The 16,034-nt window shown below is 71.2% G+C and carries 12 protein-coding genes; 10 read left to right on the top strand and 2 right to left on the bottom strand.

All coding sequences use genetic code 11. The features are described from left to right. The first annotated feature begins 44 nt into the window (after positions 1–44). Both ABZ904_RS42865 and ABZ904_RS42860 read left to right on the top strand, forming a co-directional pair. A complete protein-coding gene (locus ABZ904_RS42865; protein ID WP_359411164.1) occupies positions 45–938 on the top strand; it encodes a biotin--[acetyl-CoA-carboxylase] ligase in 894 nt (297 codons plus the stop codon). A 138-nt stretch (positions 939–1,076) separates the two neighbouring features. Further along, entirely contained in the window at positions 1,077–2,222 is a 1,146-nt protein-coding gene (locus tag ABZ904_RS42860; RefSeq protein WP_359411162.1) for an adenylate/guanylate cyclase domain-containing protein, read from the top strand. Positions 2,223–3,177: 955 nt separating this feature from the next. On the opposite strand, the gene ABZ904_RS42855 is transcribed toward ABZ904_RS42860, so the two are convergent. Continuing rightward, entirely contained in the window at positions 3,178–3,786 is a 609-nt protein-coding gene (locus ABZ904_RS42855; RefSeq protein WP_359411160.1) for a hypothetical protein, read from the bottom strand. A 231-nt stretch (positions 3,787–4,017) separates the two neighbouring features. On the opposite strand from ABZ904_RS42855, the gene ABZ904_RS42850 reads away from it, so the two are divergent. The 3 genes from ABZ904_RS42850 to hutH all read left to right on the top strand — a co-directional run bounded on the left by ABZ904_RS42850 (position 4,018) and on the right by hutH (position 7,694). Then, positions 4,018–4,824: an enoyl-CoA hydratase-related protein gene (locus ABZ904_RS42850; protein ID WP_359411158.1), complete on the top strand. Its 807-nt coding sequence runs from the start codon at positions 4,018–4,020 to the stop codon at positions 4,822–4,824. A 105-nt stretch (positions 4,825–4,929) separates the two neighbouring features. Beyond that, positions 4,930–6,069 (top strand): sensor domain-containing diguanylate cyclase, encoded by a 1,140-nt coding sequence (locus ABZ904_RS42845; RefSeq protein ID WP_361001856.1) that lies wholly within the window; start codon positions 4,930–4,932, stop codon positions 6,067–6,069. Positions 6,070–6,155: 86 nt separating this feature from the next. Continuing rightward, positions 6,156–7,694 (top strand): histidine ammonia-lyase, encoded by a 1,539-nt coding sequence (gene hutH, locus ABZ904_RS42840; protein WP_361829548.1) that lies wholly within the window; start codon positions 6,156–6,158, stop codon positions 7,692–7,694. Between the two features lie 87 nt (positions 7,695–7,781). On the opposite strand, the gene ABZ904_RS42835 is transcribed toward hutH, so the two are convergent. Beyond that, a complete protein-coding gene (locus tag ABZ904_RS42835; protein ID WP_359411144.1) occupies positions 7,782–8,087 on the bottom strand; it encodes a hypothetical protein in 306 nt (101 codons plus the stop codon). A 110-nt stretch (positions 8,088–8,197) separates the two neighbouring features. On the opposite strand from ABZ904_RS42835, the gene ABZ904_RS42830 reads away from it, so the two are divergent. The 5 genes from ABZ904_RS42830 to ABZ904_RS42810 all read left to right on the top strand — a co-directional run bounded on the left by ABZ904_RS42830 (position 8,198) and on the right by ABZ904_RS42810 (position 15,929). After that, a complete protein-coding gene (locus tag ABZ904_RS42830; RefSeq protein WP_359411146.1) occupies positions 8,198–8,551 on the top strand; it encodes a hypothetical protein in 354 nt (117 codons plus the stop codon). Between the two features lie 235 nt (positions 8,552–8,786). After that, a complete protein-coding gene (locus ABZ904_RS42825) occupies positions 8,787–10,031 on the top strand; it encodes an Ig-like domain-containing protein (RefSeq protein ID WP_361001853.1) in 1,245 nt (414 codons plus the stop codon). Positions 10,032–10,214: 183 nt separating this feature from the next. Continuing rightward, on the top strand, positions 10,215–11,663 hold the full coding sequence (locus ABZ904_RS42820) for an ABC transporter permease (protein WP_361829536.1): 1,449 nt from the start codon (positions 10,215–10,217) through the stop codon (positions 11,661–11,663). Between the two features lie 119 nt (positions 11,664–11,782). Next, positions 11,783–12,466 carry an ABC transporter ATP-binding protein gene (locus ABZ904_RS42815; RefSeq protein ID WP_359411152.1) on the top strand — a complete coding sequence of 228 codons (684 nt, stop codon included), beginning with the start codon at positions 11,783–11,785 and terminating at the stop codon, positions 12,464–12,466. A gap of 172 nt (positions 12,467–12,638) precedes the next feature. Continuing rightward, on the top strand, positions 12,639–15,929 hold the full coding sequence (locus ABZ904_RS42810; RefSeq protein ID WP_361829534.1) for a S8 family serine peptidase: 3,291 nt from the start codon (positions 12,639–12,641) through the stop codon (positions 15,927–15,929). Positions 15,930–16,034 lie beyond the last annotated feature (105 nt).

The raw sequence follows: 16,034 nt of genomic DNA, 5'->3' as shown, positions 1-16,034 counted from the left end.
TACCGATCGGCAGTGCGGCGTTGACCACACCTAGGGTGGCTTGCATGATGCCGCGAGATCCCTCAGACGCGAACGACCCGTCGAACGACGCCACCGGTGGCGGCAGCCGCTGGTCCGACCTGGACCGCCCGCCCCTGAACGGCGCCGCGCTGCGCCGGGGGCTGGTGCGGGAGGGCGGACTGTGGTCCGGGGTCGAGGTGGTGGCGCGCACCGGGTCCACCAACTCCGATCTCGTCGCTCTGGCCGCGGAGGGCAAGGCGGCCGAGGGCACCGTCCTTGTCGCCGAGGAGCAGCACGCCGGTCGCGGGCGGCTCGACCGCACCTGGACGGCCCCGGCCCGGTCCGGACTGTTCTTCTCGGTCCTGCTGAAGCCGGCCGAGGTGCCCGTCGCTCGCTGGGGCTGGCTCCCGCTGCTCGCCGGGGTGGCCGTCGCGACGGGGCTCGCGCGGGCGGCGGGCGTCGACACGGCACTCAAGTGGCCCAACGATCTGCTGGTCACGGTGGGCGAGGAGGAGCGCAAGACCGGCGGCATCCTCGCGGAACGCGCGGGCGAGAACGGCGTGGTGGTCGGCATCGGCATCAACGTCACGCTTCGTGAGACCGAGCTGCCGGTGCCCACGGCCGGCTCCATGGCCCTGGCGGGCGCCCGCACCACGGACCGCGACACGCTGCTGCGGGCGGTGCTGCGCTCCCTGGAGGACTGGTACGTCCGCTGGCGCGGTGCGGGCGGCGACCCGGCGGTGAGCGGCCTGCAGGAGACGTACGCGGCCGGGTGCGCGACGCTGGGGCGGCTCGTGCGGGCCGAACTCCCCGGCGACCGTTCCATCACCGGCGAGGCGGTGGCGATCGACGGCGACGGCCGCCTCGTGCTGGCGACCGAGAACGGGGTACAGGAGCCGGTGGGAGCCGGGGACATCGTGCATCTGCGGCCCGCGTAGGCAGTTGACGGCCCTGTCCGGTATCCGGTGGGGCGCGCTGTGTGCGACCGTGCCGCTGAGGGAGTGAGCTACCGCACACCTGCCGTAGAGTTGACCGCGGTCGATACCTGACCGTGGCAGATCGGAAGGGCAGCACGCGTGACCGTCGACGACACGGGCTCGGGCACGGGCGTACACCCCGCCCCCGACGGTGAACCCGGGCGGGACGCACACGGCGAGTCCGACGAGAACCCCCTGACGCTGCGCCTGGAGCAGCTCATTCTGGGTGCGGAGCGCCGCTACACCCCGTTCCAGGCGGCGCGCAGCGCGGGCGTGTCCATGGAGCTGGCGTCCCGTTTCTGGCGGGCGATGGGCTTCGCGGACATAGGGCAGGCGAAGGCGCTCACGGAGGCCGACGTCCTGGCCCTGCGCCGGCTGGCCGGTCTGGTGGAGGCGGGCCTGCTGAGCGAGGCGATGGCGGTGCAGGTGGCCCGGTCGACCGGGCAGACCACCGCCCGACTGGCCGAGTGGCAGATCGACTCCTTCCTGGAGGGCCTCACCGAGCCCCCTGAGCCCGGCATGACCCGTACCGAGGTCACCTATCCCCTGGTAGAGCTGCTGCTGCCGGAGCTCGAGGAGTTCCTCGTCTACGTCTGGCGGCGCCAGCTCGCCGCGGCGACCGGCCGGGTCGTGCAGGCGGCGGACGACGAGGAGATGGTCGACCGCCGGCTCGCCGTCGGCTTCGCGGACCTGGTCGGCTTCACCCGCCTCACACGCCGCATGGAGGAGGAGGAACTCGGCGAACTCGTCGAGGCCTTCGAGACGACCGCGGCGGACCTGGTCGCCGCGCACGGCGGCCGGCTCATCAAGACGCTGGGCGACGAGGTGCTGTACGCGGCGGACGACGCCGGGACGGCCGCGGAGATCGCGCTGCGCCTGATCGAGACGATGGCGAACGACGAGACCATGCCGGAACTGCGCGTGGGGATAGCCTTCGGCACGGTGACCACGCGCATGGGCGATGTGTTCGGTACGACGGTGAACCTGGCGAGCCGGCTCACCTCTATAGCCCCCCGGGACGCGGTCCTGGTCGACAGCGCCTTCGCGGAGGAGCTGACCCGCACGAGCGAGGCGCCCGCCTCCGAGGCGGAGGCCGCCGAGGCCGCGGCCGCCGCGGAGAAGGAGGGCGAGGAGCCCCCCACGTACCGCTTCGCGCTCCAGCCGATGTGGCAGCGTCCGGTGCGCGGCCTCGGCGTGATCGAGCCGTGGCTGCTGACCCGACGCGAAACGGCGTCGGCGTCGTAGACCGCACGTGAGCGGGCGGGCCCGTGCCTGGCGGGCGGGCCCGTACCGGGCGGTTGGGCCGTGCCTGGCGGGTGAGGCCCGCATCGGGCGGTTGTGCCGTGCCAGACGGGTGGGCCCGCATGCGACCGGTCGGCCCCGGGCGGAGTCGGCCTCGTCTCGTGCGGCTTGGTCCTCCGCCGGTGGCGGGCAGTCGCACGTGCGGGCCGATGATCGGCACGGAGTCGACTGGCGGGTCCCGGGCGGTGTTCGCACATGGCCGGTCGGCCCCCGGAGCGGGGCCGGTCTCGTTCCGTACGGTTCGGTCCGTGGCCAGGGCGGGCAGTCGCACGTGCAGGTCGGTGATCGGCATGGAGTCGACCGGCGGGTCCCGGGTGGTGTTCGCACATGGCCGGTTGGCCCTCGGCGGGGCCGGTCTCGTTCCGTACGGTTCGGTCCGTGGCCAGGGCGGGCAGTCGCACGTGCAGGTCGGTGATCGGCATGGAGTCGACCGGCGGGCCCCCGGGTGGGGCGCGCACATGACCGGTTGGCCCTCGGCGGGGCTGGTCTCGTTCCGTACGGTTCGGTCCGCGGCCGGGGCGGGCAGTCGCACGTGCAGGTCGGTGATCGGCATGGAGTCGACCGGCGGGTCCCGGGTGGTGTTCGCACATGGCCGGTTGGCCCTCGGCGGGGCTGGTCTCGTTCCGTACGGTTCGGTCCGCGGCCGGGGCGGGCAGTCGCACGTGCGGGCCGATGATCGGCATGGAGTCGACCGGCGGGTCCCGGGTGGTGTTCGCACATGGCCGGTTGGCCCTCGGCGGGGCCGGTCTCGTTCCGTACGGTTCGGTCCGTGGCCGGGGCGGGCAGTCGCACGTGCAGGTCGGTGATCGGCATGGAGTCGACCGGCAGTCCCCCGGGTGGGGCACGCACGTGACGGGTCGGCCCCCGGCCGGGGTCTGTCTCGTCTCGTACGGCTCGGTCAGCCGCCGGAGCCGGGCAGGCCCACGCACAGGCCGATGATCGGCCAGCACAGGCCCGGCCAGTCCGGGGACGGCGAGGGCGCCTGTGTGGTGGGGTCCGGGGGCTCGGTCGGCGTGGGCCACGACGCGGAGGGCGTCGTGGACTGCGGCGGGTGGGACGAACGGGAGGCCGTCGGGGTCCAGGGGGCTTCCGGGATACCGGTCGCGGGGTCGGTGGCCCGTGCGGTGTGTGAGTACGAGGCCCGCGACGTCCCGAGGTCGGCCATCGGCGCGGAGGCCGGCCTCGCCGCGCGCGTGATCGTCGTCGCGGAGCGGCTCACGCCTTTCGTGTGCGGCAGGGTCGTCTCGACCGTCACCGCCGTGTCGGTGGCGTCGATCCGGGGCTCGGCCGCCGCCGTCCCGCCCCCGGCCGTCGCCGTCTCCGGCGCCAGGCGGACGAGGCTCAGACCCCCTGCCGCGAGCGCGATCCCGCCGACGGCGAGGAGAACCACCCGCCGCGGCCGGGGCTTGCGGTGCCGGCCCGCTGGACGGAGCAGTCGGGGCGCCGCGGCATCCTGCGGTGCCGTGGTCGTCCCGGTCGTCTCGGTGGTGGCCGTGTCCGTCGTCATCCAGTCCTCCCCGGTGTGCGCCCCGCACTCCCCCAATGCGCCGCAGCGGTGGGCAGATTATGTGGCGATTACGGGCGGGTGAGGAGGAGACGGCCTGGATGTCACCCGAACGAGGAGGAGTGGCCGTAAATGGCCCGCATTCGACGACGGCTCGTGGCGGCTTTCGTCGGGCCGCTTCGGCTGCGATGATCGGGACGTCGGTAGTTAACCCGCGTTAACCGGGAGGGTGTCATGGCGGAGCAGGAGGACGAGCGGCGGTTCGGCGAGCACGTCGTCGTACGGCGGCACGGGTACGTCGCGGAGCTGGCGCTCGACCGGCCCAAGGCGATGAACGCGGTGTCCACGGAGATGGCCCGCTCGATCGCCTCGGCGTGCGCGCACCTGGCCGCCGACCGGGACGCCCGGGTGACGGTCGTGACCTCGACGCACGAGCGGGCGTTCTGTGTGGGGGCGGACCTCAAGGAGCGCAACTCCTTCACGGACGCCGACCTCGTGCGCCAGCGTCCGGTCGCGCGCGCCGCGTACACCGGCGTACTGGAGCTGCCGATGCCCACCGTCGCCGCCGTGCACGGCTTCGCGCTGGGTGGCGGTTTCGAGCTGGCGCTGTCCTGCGATCTGATCGTGGCGGACCGCACCGCGGTGGTCGGCCTGCCCGAGGTCTCCGTCGGGGTGATCCCGGGAGGCGGAGGTACCCAGCTGCTGCCCCGCCGGGTGGGCGCGGCGCGCGCGGCGGAGCTGATCTTCACGGCGCGGCGCCTGGAGGCGGCCGAGGCACGGGAGCTCGGTCTGGTCGACGAGCTCGTGCCGGAGGGCCGGGACCGGGAGGAGGCGCTCGCCCTCGCGTCCCGTATCGCGGCGAACTCCCCGGTGGGCCTGCGCGCCGCGAAGCGTGCCCTGCGGCTCGGCCACGGCCTCGATCTGCGGGCCGGGCTCGAGGTCGAGGACGCGGCGTGGCGCTCGGTGGCGTTCTCCGGGGACCGCGCGGAGGGTGTGGCGGCCTTCAACGAGAAGCGCAGCCCGCAGTGGCCGGGCGAGTGATCCACGCGTGACCCGGGAGCCACGCCGCCCCGGCGGCGGCGTGGCCCGCACCCTGATCGCCGCACTGATGTCTCACATTGTCCTGATCGTCCCTAGCCTGTAGTCGTGGGTGAGGACAGTCGGCTGGCGGCCGTGGTGGCACTGGCGCAGGGGATGGCGGCAGCGCACAACCCGCGGGAGTCATGGCGGGCCGCCGCGCTCGGCGCGTGCCGGGCGCTCGGGGGGAGCTTCGCCGCGCTCTCGGTCTGGGAGCGCGAGCGCGGACGGCTGCGGGTCCTGGTCAATGTGGGGCAGCGGGCGTCCGATGAGGAGGAGTTCCCGGAGGACGAGACCTATCCCGTGCACCAGTTCCCGGAGATCACCGAGTTCCTGCACGAGCGCTGGGCGGGCGGCGGCGGGCCGAGCGCCTGGGTGGAGACCGCTCAGGGCCCGGCCGCGGGGCATGCCGGGTACTGCCACCAGCGGGTCGCCGCCCTGCGCCGGCGCGGGCGCGGCTGCTGCGTCGTCGCGCCCGTGCTGCTGCACGGTCTCGCCTGGGGCGAGCTGTACGTCGCCCGCGAGGCCGGCGCCCCCGCCTTCGGTGACGCCGACGCCGACTTCGCCACCGTCCTCGCCTCCGTCGTCGCCGCCGGCATCGCCCAGACCGAGCGCCTGGAGGAGGCCCGGCGGCTCGCCTTCACCGACGCCCTCACCGGTCTCGCCAACCGCCGTGCCGTCGACGCGCGCCTCGACGAGGCGATCGAACGGCACCGAGCCGACGGGGTCGCGGTCTCCCTCGTCGTCTGCGACGTCAACGGGCTGAAGCGGGTCAACGACACACGCGGGCACGCCGTGGGCGACCGGCTGCTGGAGCGTTTCGGATCGGTTCTCTCGCTGTGCGGCGCCATGCTGCCTGGTGCCCTGGTCGCCCGGCTCGGCGGCGACGAGTTCTGCCTCCTCGCGGTCGGCCCGTCGGCCGACGAGGTCGTGCGGGTCGCGGACGAGATCTGCCGCCGTGCCGCGCAGCTGGAGTTCGGGGACGGGGTGGCCTGCGGGGTGGCCTCGACCCAGGACCGGATCGGCACCGTCCGCTCGGCCCGCCGGCTGTTCCGGCTCGCCGACGCGGCCCAGTACCGGGCCAAGGCCCTGCGTTCGGCCAAGCCCGTGGTCGCGGGCCGTGAGGGGCCCGACGACCCGGTCGTACGCCTGGCCGACACACCGCCGCCGGCCACCGGGGAGCGCCGCCGGTTCCGCGGACGCCACTGAGACGGGCCGCGGATTCCGGTAAGGGGTCAACCCGCCATCCACTAGTGACACGATTGAATTCACTGCGTACGCTCCTGAATATGGATATGCACACTGTGGTGGTGGGAACGTCCGGCGTCACCGCGTCCGACGTTCTCGCCGTGGCGCGCGCGGACGCCCGGATCGAGATCTCCCAGGAGGCCGTGGCGGCCCTCGCGGCGGCCCGCGAGATCGTGGACGCACTGGCGGCGAAGCCGGACCCCGTGTACGGGGTCAGCACCGGGTTCGGTGCGCTGGCCACCCGGCACATCAGCGAGGAACTGCGCATCCAGTTGCAGCGCAACATCGTCCGCTCGCACGCGGCCGGAATGGGCCCGCGGGTGGAGCGCGAGGTCGTGCGGGCGCTCATGTTCCTGCGGCTGAAGACCGTCTGCTCCGGGCACACCGGTGTCCGCCCCGAGGTGGCGCAGACCATGGCCGACATACTCAACGCCGGTATCACGCCGGTCGTGCACGAGTACGGATCGCTCGGCTGCTCCGGCGACCTGGCGCCGCTGTCCCACTGTGCGTTGACGCTCATGGGTGAGGGCGAGGCGGAAGGACCCGACGGGGTCGTCCGGCCCGCCGCCGAACTCCTCGCCGAGCACGGCATCGCCCCCGTCGAACTGCGCGAGAAGGAGGGCCTCGCGCTCCTCAACGGCACCGACGGCATGCTCGGCATGCTGATCATGGCCCTCGCGGACCTGGAGCAGCTGTACAAGTCGGCCGACGTGACGGCGGCTCTGTCGCTGGAGGCGCTGCTCGGCACGGACAAGGTGCTCGCGCCGGAGCTGCACGCCATCCGCCCGCACCCCGGACAGGGCGCCTCGGCCGCGAACATGCTGGCCGTGCTGAGGGATTCGGGCATGACGGGCCATCACCAGGACGACGCGCCGCGCGTCCAGGACGCCTATTCGGTGCGCTGCGCCCCGCAGGTCGCGGGCGCAGGCCGGGACACCCTCGCGCACGCCCGCATGGTCGCCGAGCGCGAACTGGCCTCCGCGGTCGACAACCCCGTCGTCCTGCCGGACGGACGGGTCGAGTCCAACGGCAACTTCCACGGTGCCCCGGTGGCCTACGTCCTGGACTTCCTGGCGATCGCGGCGGCGGACCTCGCGTCGATCGCGGAGCGCCGTACCGACCGCCTGCTCGACAAGAACCGCTCGCACGGCCTGCCGCCGTTCCTCGCGGACGACGCGGGCGTCGACTCGGGCCTGATGATCGCCCAGTACACGCAGGCGGCGCTGGTGAGCGAGATGAAGCGGCTGGCCGTGCCCGCCTCCGCCGACTCGATCCCGTCCTCCGCGATGCAGGAGGACCACGTCTCCATGGGCTGGTCGGCGGCGCGCAAGCTGCGCACGGCGGTGGACAACCTCACCCGGGTCCTGGCCATCGAGCTGTACGCGGCCGCCCGGGCCGTGGAACTCCGCGAGGGCCTGACCCCGGCTCCCGCCACGGGGGCGGCGATCGCGGCCCTGCGCGGGGCGGGCGCCCAGGGGCCCGGTCCTGACCGCCTCCTGGCCCCCGACCTGGCCGCCGCGGACGCCTTCGTCCGTGAGGGCGGACTGGTCGCGGCCGTGGAGGCGGTCACCGGGGCGCTGCGCTAGGCGTACTCCGCCGGGGGAACGGCCACCGGGGTCCTGCCGTCGGGCGGAGCCCCGGTGGCCGGGCGCCTCGCGGGTGCGGCGGGCGGATCAGAACTCCATGCGCTCCCTGCGCACCGAGTACGTGACGAAGCCGGCCCCCAGGCACAGGAAGAGAGTGCCCCCCACCACGTAGGGCGTCGTGTCGACGCTTCCGGTGTCGGCCAGTTGGGTGCCCGCGTCCGTGACGCCCGTCTCCTCGGAGGCCCGGGTGGACGCCGTGCTCTGCTGCCCGGAGGTGTGCGTGGTCGCGTTGGCGGACGGGACGAACCACAGGGCCCCGAGCAGGCTCCCTGCGGCGGTGGCGGTCAGCAACGTCCGGCGTGCGGTGGACGTCGATCGACGTGCGGCGGACACGAAATACCGATCCCCCTGTGGCGCTTGCGAATTGGCCGTCTGGGGCGATGCTAGTGAAAGGCGCGGGTCGTGGGAAAGTCGCGCCCCCTCCGGGCCGTACGCTGCCCGCCATGAGCACTTCTGAGACATCACGTTTTGTCCGGCTTCGCGTGGAACTGGTCGTCGAGGTGGGCGACGCGGACGCCGTCGCCAAGAGCGCGCTGAGCCGGATCGCGGACGATCCGGACATGCCCGAGGGCGAACGCGCGTACACGGAGAGCGCTGTGACGGAAGACACAGCCGAGGCCCTGGCGTACCTCGTCGACCCGTCCTACCTGGTCAGCGACGTGCCGGGGGTCGAGGTCGCCCAGGCGTCCTGGAGCAGCGAGGAGATCGACTACGACCCGGAGTCGCCGGACTGGGCATTCGGCGAGGACGATGAACCGGACGACGACGAGGAGGACGAGGAGGTCCGACTCGGCTGACGTGTCTTGGGAAAATCGTGACCCCGGGCGGCAACCGACGCCCGGGGTTCAGTCGTCTCAAGAGGTGTTTCCCGCCTCGCGAGCAACGCGGGGGCGGTATGCGCACCCGTCGCACCAACGTGGTACGGCCCACACATCGCAAGTATGTGGAACGGAGCCGACCGGTCGTAGCGTTGATGGTTCGCGCGGGGGCTCTCGGGGTTTTGGGGATTCGGCAACGATGGAGAAGTGTGTGATGACGAACAGTAAGCGGCGCAAGGGTCTGGCGACCGCGTCCGCACTGCTCGGCGGAATGCTCGTGCTCACCGCGTGCAGCGGGGGCAACGATGCGGCCGGCGGCGGCGAGTCCACCGCGCAGGCCAAGGCCGACGAGGCGGCCGCCAAGAAGGCCTCCGAGGCAGATATCAAGATCACCCCAGCGGACGGTTCGGACGACGCCTCCATCAACAACGCGGCCAAGGTGACGGTCAGCAAGGGAACCCTCACCGGGGTCACCATGACCACCGCGTCCGGCACCGCCGTCGCCGGGCAGATATCCGCGGACAAGAAGAGCTGGGCGCCCAGCGGCCAACTGGAGCGGGCGACCACCTACAAGGTCGCCGCGACCGCCAAGGACTCCGAGGGTCGCGACGCCCACGAGAACGCCTCGTTCACGACCGTCGCCCCGGACCACTCCTTCATAGGCAACTTCACGCCGGAGAGCGGCTCGACCGTCGGCGTCGGTATGCCGGTCTCGATCAACTTCGACAAGGCCATCACCAACAAGGCCGCCGTGCAGAAGGGGATCACCGTCACCTCCAGCAGCGGCCAGGATGTGGTCGGGCACTGGTTCAGCCCCAACCGGCTCGACTTCCGTCCCGAGCAGTACTGGCAGGCAGGCTCCACCGTCACGATGAAGCTCGCCCTCGACGGCGTCGAGGGCACGAGCGGTGTGTACGGCGTGCAGCAGAAGACGGTCACCTTCAAGATCGGCCGCAACCAGGTCTCCTACGTCGACGCGAAGACCAAGCAGATGAAGGTCACGCAGGACGGCAAGACCATCAAGACCATCCCCGTCTCGGCGGGCGCCCCCGACCACACCACCTACCAGGGCCAGATGGTGATGTCGGAGAAGTTCACGCAGACCCGCATGAACGGCGCCACGGTCGGCTTCAAGGACTCCGACGGCAAGGGCGAGTACGACATCAAGGACGTGCCGCACGCCATCCGGCTGACCACCTCCGGCACGTTCATCCACGGCAACTACTGGGGTGCCCCGTCCGTCTTCGGCAGCGTCAACACCAGCCACGGCTGTGTGGGCCTGCAGGACAAGAAGGGCGCGAACGACCCGAACACGCCGGCCGCGTGGTTCTACAACCACTCGATCGTCGGTGACGTCGTGGTCGTCCAGAACACCGGCGACCGGACCGTCTCGCCTGACAACGGCCTCAACGGCTGGAACATGAGCTGGGCCCAGTGGAAGGCCGGATCGGCCATCTGACCCGGAGGGCCCCGCGCCTCATCCCCGCTTCACCCAGGCGCCCGCCGACCCCCTTTGGGGCGGCGGGCGCCTCGGTCTTCTCACAGGCCCTCTCACCGCGGTGCCGAGGCCGAACACAGGCTTCTCATCGTTCTCTTATGTCCGGTTTATGGGTTCATCAGGGTGCGTCTCTAGCTTGCGGCCATGTTCTTCACCTACCTGAGGCGCGAACTGCGCCGCCGGAGAAAGGCGGCCCTCGTCGTCGCCTCCGGGCTCGCTCTGGGCATCGCTCTGGTCATCGTGGTCAACTCCGTGTCCTCCGGCATGGGGAAGGCACAGGACGAGGTTCTGCAGTCGCTGTACGGACTCGGTACCGACATGACCGTCACGAAGGCGGCCGCGCCCCCGTCGGGCGGTTCACAGGGGCCGCGCTTCAACTTCGACGCCCGTGGCAACGACTCCAAGGACACCCAGAGCAGTGACCGTGTGATGGTCCAGGGCTTCCAGACCCTGGCGAGCAGCACGGTCGGCAAGGTCGGCTCGCAGAGCGGTGTTTCGGGCGCCGTGGGTGGACTCAGCCTCCGGGTCATCAAGATCAGCGGCCAGTTCACACAGGGTCAGTTCAAGCAGGACCAGAACGGCGGCCGGCAGGGCGGCCGGGGATTCGGCGGACCCCAGGGGCGCGTCGAAGGCGGCGGCGCCAACTTCGACGTGAACAACTACTCGGTCTACGGCACCGACGTGACCAAGCCGGCCCTCGGCCCGCTCACCTCCTCGAAGATCACCAGCGGCCGTACGTTCAAGACGTTCGAGACCAACGCCGCGGTGGTCGTCGCGGACTCGGCGTACGCCAAGGAGAAGAAGCTCGCGGTCGGCGGCACGGTCACCATCAAGGGCGTCAAGTTCACGGTCATCGGCATCGCCACGGCCGACAGCGGTGACTCGGCCGCCAACCTCTACATCCCGCTGACGCAGGCTCAGACGCTCGCCGACTCGAAGAACAAGGTCACCACGATCTACGTCAAGGCGACCGACTCCCAGCAGATCGCGGCCGTCAAGAAGACCATCCAGAAGAACATCTCGGGGACGACGGTCACCACCTCCTCCGACCTCGCCTCCACGGTCTCCGGCTCGCTGTCCACCGCCTCCAGCCTCGCCACCAACGTGGGCAAGTGGCTGTCGATCGTGGTGCTCGTCGCCGCGTTCCTGGTGGCCGGCCTGCTCACCTCCTCGGCGGTCTCGCGCCGGGTGCGCGAGTTCGGCACGCTCAAGGCGCTCGGCTGGAAGTCGGGCCGGGTGACCCGGCAGGTGGTCGGCGAGGCCGTCGTCAACGGCCTGGTCGGCGGTGTCCTCGGTATCGCGCTCGGCCTGGCGGGCGCGTACGCCGTCACCGCCATCAGCCCCACGCTGCAGGCCCAGCTCGGTGGCGGCGGTGGCGGTGGTGGCGGCTTCGGCGGCGGTGGCGGTGGCTTCGAAGGCCCCGGCCGACGGGCCGCGAGGACCCTAGAGGTGGCGCTCACCGCACCGGTCAGCGCGACCACCATCGCCCTCGCGGTCGCCCTCGCGGTGGCCGGCGGTCTGATCGCCGGCGCCTTCGGCGGCTGGCGTGCCTCCCGGCTGCGCCCGGCGGACGCCCTGCGCCGCGTCGAGTAGCACCCGCCCCGCACTTCTCGTCGCCGAGCGCGGTCCGCATCCGGGGCGCACCGGCGCACCCCTTCGGCCCTCCCGCGTACGCGGCCCCGATCTCACTTCCATTCCCAGGAGTTGGACCCATGTACGAACTCAGAGGCGTCACCAAGCGCTATACACGGGGCAAGGAGACCATCAACGCCCTGGACGGCGTCGACCTCACCATCGGCGACGGCGACCGGCTGGTCATCCAGGGCCCCACCGGCGGCGGCAAGTCCACGCTGCTGCAGATGCTCGGCGGACTCGACAAGCCGACCGCCGGCCAGGTCGAACTCGACGGCGTCGACCTCGCCAGGCTCTCCGAGGCGAAGCTCACCAAGGTGCGCAGCGAGAACATCGGCTTCGTCTTCCAGTCCTTCAATCTCATCCCGACACTCACCGCGCAGGAGAACGTCGAGACCGCCCTCGTCCCGCTCGGCCTGAAGGGCAAGGAGCGGCGCGAACGGGCCGTCGAGGCGCTGAAGTCCGTCGGCCTCGGCGAGCGGCTCGGGCACCTGCCGGGCGAGATGTCGGGTGGTCAGCAGCAGCGTGTCGCGATCGCCCGCGCACTGGTGAAGCAGCCGAAGGTGCTCCTCGCCGACGAACCCACCGGAAACCTCGACGAGTCGATGCGCGACGAGATCATGGACGTGCTCGAGCGCATGTGGAAGGAGCGCGGGCTGACCTTCATCATGGTCACCCACGACTCCACGATCGCGAAGAAGGCCCCGCGCCTCGCGACGATCCGCAAGGGCAGGATCACCGTGAAGGAGAACGCGGTCTCATAGCCCCCGCGGGCGCTCCAACTCGTTATCCCTCCCTCTATTGAGGCAGTGATCAACCCCCCGGCATACTGCGTAGTCCGGGGGGTTGACGTGCATGTGTGCGGAACTACCCCCGGCCGGGTGAACGGGGAATTCGCCCGGTACCTCATCTCCAGGGGGAGTTTTGCGCAGACAAGTGAAAAGAGCATGCGCGGCGACCGTCGCCACGGCGGCCGCCGTGGCGTTGGCGGCGGGTATGACCAGCCCGGCGTCGGCGAAGCCGGAGCGCACGTCGCGCACGGCCGCGTCCGGTTTTTCGGCCCAGCACCGCATCACCCTGATCACGGGCGACCGCGTCGTCGTCGACGCCAAGGGCCGCGTCGTCGGGCTCGAGCGGGCCAAGGGCCGCGAGAACGTCCTGGTTCAGGTCCGCAAGGCCGAGGGGCACACCTATGTGGTGCCGGCCGACGCGGCGGGCCTGATAGCCAACGGCAAGCTCGACCGGCGTCTGTTCGACGTCACCGAGCTCAACACGGCCCGCGCCCGCAAGGACCAGAAGAACGGCCTGAAGGTCATCGTCGGCTACCGGGGCACGGCGAACTCCGCGAAGGCGGACGTCCGTGAGGCGGGCACGCTCCGCCGCACCCTGAAGTCCCTGAACGCGGACGCGGTGCAGACGCCCCAGCGACACCAGGCCGAGCTGTGGAAGGCCCTCACCAACGGCGACACCGCCGCCGAGGGCGTCGCGCACGTCTGGCTCGACGGTGTCCGCAAGGCCAGCCTGGACAAGTCGGTGTCGCAGATCGGCGCCCCCAAGGCCTGGGCGGTGGGATACGACGGCAAGGGCGTCAAGATCGCCGTACTGGACACCGGTGTCGACGGCGATCACCCGGACCTCAAGGGCCAGGTGATCGAGGCCAAGAACTTCTCGACCGCCGCCACCACCGCCGACAAGGTCGGCCACGGCACGCATGTGGCGTCCATCGCGGCCGGTACGGGCGCGAAGTCGAAGGGCAAGTACAAGGGCGTCGCGCCCGGCGCCAAGATAATCAGCGGCAAGGTCCTGGACGACGACGGGTACGGCGACGACTCCGGCATCCTCGCGGGCATGGAGTGGGCCGCCCAGCAGGGCGCCGACATCGTCAACCTCAGCCTGGGCGGCATCGACACGCCCGACATCGACCCGCTCGAGGCCGAGGTGAACAAGCTCTCCGAGCAGAAGGGCATCCTGTTCGCCATCGCCGCGGGCAACGACGGCGAGCTCGGCGACCGGACCATCGGCTCGCCGGGCAGCGCGGCCGACGCGCTCACCGTCGGCGCCGTCGACGACAACGACAGGCTGGCGTCCTTCTCCAGCCGCGGCCCCGGCCTCGACGGCGCCATCAAGCCCGATGTCACCGCCCCCGGTGTGAACATCACGGCCGCCGCGGCGCCCGGCAGCCTCATCGACAAGGAGGTCGGCGAGAATCCGGCCGGCTACCTGACCATCTCGGGTACGTCGATGGCGACCCCGCATGTCGCGGGCGCCGCCGCCATCCTCAAGCAGGAGCACCCCGACTGGACGTTCGCCGAGCTGAAGTCGGCGCTGACGGGCTCCGCGAAGGGCGGCAACTACACCCCCTTCCAGCAGGGTTCGGGCCGGATCGCCGTGGACAAGGCGATCAAGCAGACCGTGCTCGCCGACCCGTCGTCCGTGAGCTTCGGCGTCGCGCGCTGGCCGCACACCGACGACACGCCGGTCACCAAGCAGGTGACGTACCGCAACGTCGGTAAGACCGCCGTCACCCTCTCGCTCTCGATGACGGCCACCGGCCCCACGGGCCGGCCCGCGCCGGCCGGCTTCTTCGCGCTCGGCGCGACGAACGTCACCGTTCCGGCGGGCGGCACCGCAACGGTCCCGCTGAGCGTCAACTCCAAGCTGGGCGGCAGCGCGGACGGCTCGTACTGGGCGTACGTGACGGCGACCGGCGGCGGCCAGAGCGTGCGCACGGCCGCGGCGGTGGAGCGCGAGGCGGAGTCGTACGACGTCACCTTGAAGTACGTCAACCGTGAGGGGCAGACGCCCGTCCATCTGACGGACCTCTTCAACACCTCGGCCGACGACGGCCGGGACTACCCGTCGCAGAGCAGCGCGGACACCGTGACCGTCCGGGTGCCCAAGGGCACCTACGCGCTGGACTCCGTCTCGGTGAAGGACCCGACCTCCATCGAGGGCGGCGCCGACTGGCTGGTCCAGCCCCAGCTGAGCGTCACCAAGGACACCACGGTCACCCTGGACCTGACCAAGGCCCAGCCCGCCGACATCACGGTGCCGGACGCGTCGGCCAAGCCGCTGTCCGGGATGGTCTCCTACACCTACGACCCGGCGGGAGTCGGCGGCGGCATCTTCGCGCCGTCCTTCCAGGACGTGAGGGTCGCGCACGTCGGCCCGGCGGTCTCCTCGGGTCTGTCCCAGAGCTGGTTCGGGCAGTGGACCAAGGGTGACGCCGCGGAGTACGACGTCTTCACCGGGGCCAATGTCAAGAAGCTCGAAGGCGCGCACGTCCAGCACTACAAGCCGGGCGATCTCGCCACGCTGAAGGTGAACCTCGGCTCCGCCTCCAGCGGGAAGACCGGCGCGGTCGGCCTCTACGGCTTCCTGCCGAACGACTTCGCCTTCAACTCCCCGGTCGAGCAGAAGCTGCGCGGTACGCGCACGCTGTACGTGTCCACCGGCAACGCGGTGGAGTGGCTGCTCGACTTCTCGCAGTTCGGGGGCAAGAAGGACCCGCAGGGCCTGCCGATCCCCGAGGCGTACTACACGCTCGGCAATGTTGAGACCTACAAGCCGGGCAAGAGCTACACCAGGACCTTCAACACGGCCGTGTTCGGGCCGCTGGTCACCTCCGAGTACGGCCTCTTCCGCGACGGCAACGAGATCTACGGCTATCTGCCGCTGTTCGCGGACAGCCAGTCGCACGCCGGTTCCTCGGACTTCATGTCGGTGAAGACGACGCTGTACCGAAACGGCGCCAAGGTCGGCTCCAACGACGACCCGCTGTTCGGCGCCAAGTCCTTCAAGGTGCCGTCCGGTGAGGCCACGTACAAGCTGACGACCTCGGTCATCCGCAGTGTGAAGGTCGCCGCGGCGTCCACCCGCATCGACGCGAGCTGGACGTTCAAGTCCAAGAAGGCCAGCGCCAAGCTGCCCACCTCCTCGGTCCGCTTCGGCGCCGCCACCGGCCTCGACAGCCGGGTCGCGGCCGGCAAGAAGGTCACGATCCCGGTCACCGTCCAGGGCTCGGCCGCGGGCCGCAACCTGCAGTCGCTGGGCGTGTGGGTGTCGTACGACTACGGCAGGACCTGGACGAAGCTGACGGTCAAGAACGGCAAGATCACCTACCGGAACCCGGCGAAGGGCCAGGGTCTGTCGTTCCACGCCAAGATCGCCGACAAGAAGGGCAACAAGTCGACGATCTCGATCTACAACGCGTTCTACGCGAAGTAAGCCGATAGCGGACGGCCCGCCGGAAGCAGCGTTACCGCACAGCGGATCGCGCCCTTCTCGGTCGCGGAGATGTCCTCGGCAGGCTTGCTGACATAGCTGTTGATC

Origin of the sequence: Streptomyces sp. NPDC046900, assembly GCF_040644975.1 — a bacterium.
Lineage (GTDB): Bacteria > Actinomycetota > Actinomycetes > Streptomycetales > Streptomycetaceae > Streptomyces.
The sequence above is the reverse complement of the archived record's forward strand: the minus strand, read 5'-3'. Positions and strand labels throughout refer to the sequence as shown.

What these genes read in the sequence shown, in the direction of transcription:
- ABZ904_RS42830 (WP_359411146.1), top strand. Translation starts at nt 8,198, where the DNA reads ATGAGCACTTCTGAGACATCACGTTTTGTCCGGCTTCGCGTGGAACTG.
- ABZ904_RS42850 (WP_359411158.1), top strand. Translation starts at nt 4,018, where the DNA reads ATGGCGGAGCAGGAGGACGAGCGGCGGTTCGGCGAGCACGTCGTCGTA.
- ABZ904_RS42855 (WP_359411160.1), bottom strand. Translation starts at nt 3,786, where the DNA reads ATGACGACGGACACGGCCACCACCGAGACGACCGGGACGACCACGGCA.
- ABZ904_RS42820 (WP_361829536.1), top strand. Translation starts at nt 10,215, where the DNA reads ATGTTCTTCACCTACCTGAGGCGCGAACTGCGCCGCCGGAGAAAGGCG.
- hutH (WP_361829548.1), top strand. Translation starts at nt 6,156, where the DNA reads ATGCACACTGTGGTGGTGGGAACGTCCGGCGTCACCGCGTCCGACGTT.
- ABZ904_RS42865 (WP_359411164.1), top strand. Translation starts at nt 45, where the DNA reads ATGATGCCGCGAGATCCCTCAGACGCGAACGACCCGTCGAACGACGCC.
- ABZ904_RS42815 (WP_359411152.1), top strand. Translation starts at nt 11,783, where the DNA reads ATGTACGAACTCAGAGGCGTCACCAAGCGCTATACACGGGGCAAGGAG.
- ABZ904_RS42825 (WP_361001853.1), top strand. Translation starts at nt 8,787, where the DNA reads ATGACGAACAGTAAGCGGCGCAAGGGTCTGGCGACCGCGTCCGCACTG.